This window comes from Dermacoccus sp. CCH2-D9 (assembly GCF_001556795.1).
Taxonomy (GTDB): Bacteria; Actinomycetota; Actinomycetes; order Actinomycetales; family Dermatophilaceae; genus Dermacoccus; species Dermacoccus nishinomiyaensis.
In genome coordinates this window covers 1-1,861 of the sequence record NZ_LSJT01000097.1, presented here as the reverse complement: position 1 = coordinate 1,861, position 1,861 = coordinate 1, and the positions used below count along the sequence as shown (strand labels likewise).

Genomic DNA, 1,861 nt, shown 5'->3' with positions numbered 1-1,861 from the left:
ATGCTGTCCATCCTCGCGTTGAATGACAGCCTCCACCGAACCCGGGGCGATTCACCTCGTGGCTGATGCGCATGGACTCATCATCGGGCAAATCGAGAGGCAGGCGCCTACTGATCTGCTCCGGGCTCCACGCGCGCACCCACGCCCGGTCCTTGCGGCGTGGCTTGTTACGGCCCGTCCATTTCTCTACCGGCGGCCCGGCCACGACGTTTCCGTTCTCGTCGACGATGTGGCCGCTGAGTCGTTGCTCAACGTACTCGCGCAACCGCGGGTTCGCCACGAGCTTGGCTTCCTTCGGCCGCCGCGCTGCCATGTCGGCCTTCCACTGCGCGACCGACGCGCGATAGTCACGCGTGCGGCCCCGTGTCGCGGCGTTTCGGCGTAGCTCGCGCGAGATCGTTCCTGGGTCGCGGCCGATCGTGCGAGCGATGTGGCGCACCCCATGGCCTTTCGCGACAAGAATCGCGATCTCTTCACGCTCGGTGAAGCTGAGGTAACGCCCTGACGGCGTCGGCGGCATGAACGGGCGCATCCCACCATGCTGGCGGTACCAGCGCGTCGCGACCGCAGGGGCCACGCCGATGACACGAGCCGCTTCCTCTGCCAGCAATCCCAGCGCTATCTGATCCCAGAACGCTGACTCGACATCCCGGCGGTACTTCGGATGCCCCGGCGACCGCAGCTTCGGTCTGATCGCCCGATCCGCTTGCCACTGTCGACGCGCACCCGCCAGCGCCGCTGATTCCTCTGGATCTCGTCCCACCACACACCCTCACGATCAGGGTGTTGCGACAACCAGTTGAATCCGCCCTGGACTCCGCGGTCGCTGTGGTGCACGAGCCGCCCGCCCTGACGCGCCGCCGGGGTCGTGGTGATCGCCTGCTGCAACGCGATCAGCGGCAATGCCTGCGTCGTCAGCGATGACGCGACCGACCAGCCCACGATCTTCCTTGTGCACGCATCGGTGATGAACGCCGTGTACGCGAACCCACCGACGGTGCGCACGTACGTGATGTCCGCAACCCACAGCTCGTTCGGCGCCATCGCGTGGAAGTCACGCTCGACCAGGTCCGGGCGGTGATCGGGCAGCTTCGATCCAACGGTCGTGAACGGGCGACGCCCGCGCCGAACACCGTGCAGCCCAGCGACTTTCATGAGCCGGGCGGTCTGATCACGCCCGATCATCCAGCCCCGGCGGCGCATCGCGTGCCACATCTTGCGGTGGCCGTACACGCCGTAATTCTGGGCGTGAAGGCGTTTCACTTCCTCCACGAGGACATCGTCGCGGATCGCTCGCGCGCAGCGCGGGCGCGTCTTCGCGGCCCGGTAGCCGCGGGAGGTGGGGGCACCTCCCGCTTGCGGGGGAATGAACCCACAGTCCGTCGCGCGCAGAACGCGACAGATGGACTCGACCCCGAACTGACCCTTGTGTTCGTCGATGAACCGGATCATCTCGTCGTGGGGCGGTCGAGTTCCGCTGCGAAAAAAGCCGATGCTTTCTTCAAGATCTCGTTCGCGCGCCGTGTCTCTGCAAGTTCGCGGCGAAGGCGCCGGTTCTCTTCCTCGAGCGACTCACGCGGCGCTGCCGCGCCCGCCATGGCTAGTTGTTCGCCGACACGGGGCATCCAGTTACGGATGGTCGCCGGCGCGATGCCGAGCGAGGCTCCGACAGCGTCCATCGCGACCCGCTGTGAGCATGCTTCGGCGGCGCGCTTGTCGAGCACCATCCTGACGGCGTGCTCACGCAAGTCCTGGTCGTACTTCTTGGGCATGGTCCGATTCTCCTTCAGGTGGGTCGGAACCAAACCGGCTCTTCACGAACGAGGGTGTAGTCGGTTGAGCGCGTCGGTGGCCGGGTAGG

General features: G+C 66.3%; 3 protein-coding genes and 1 other annotated feature. All 3 genes read right to left on the bottom strand.

Features of this window, described 5'->3' with window-relative positions:
• Nucleotides 1-532 (bottom strand): helix-turn-helix domain-containing protein (locus tag AX669_RS08655; RefSeq protein WP_156444964.1); only part of this gene is annotated, 532 nt, incomplete at its 3' end.
• An 86-nt stretch (nucleotides 533-618) separates the two neighbouring features.
• The gene (locus AX669_RS13390) at nucleotides 619-1,452 is read right to left on the bottom strand and encodes an IS3 family transposase (RefSeq protein ID WP_062257852.1); all 834 of its coding nucleotides are present in this window, start codon (nucleotides 1,450-1,452) and stop codon (nucleotides 619-621) included.
• Nucleotides 1,360-1,491 (bottom strand) — a sequence feature (AL1L pseudoknot). (Overlaps the previous gene by 93 nt.)
• Entirely contained in the window at nucleotides 1,449-1,772 is a 324-nt protein-coding gene (locus AX669_RS08645) for a transposase (protein ID WP_062257854.1), read from the bottom strand. Its footprint overlaps the feature before it by 43 nt. The genes AX669_RS13390 and AX669_RS08645 overlap by 4 nt, the downstream gene beginning before the upstream one ends.
• Between the last annotated feature and the right edge of the window lie 89 nt (nucleotides 1,773-1,861).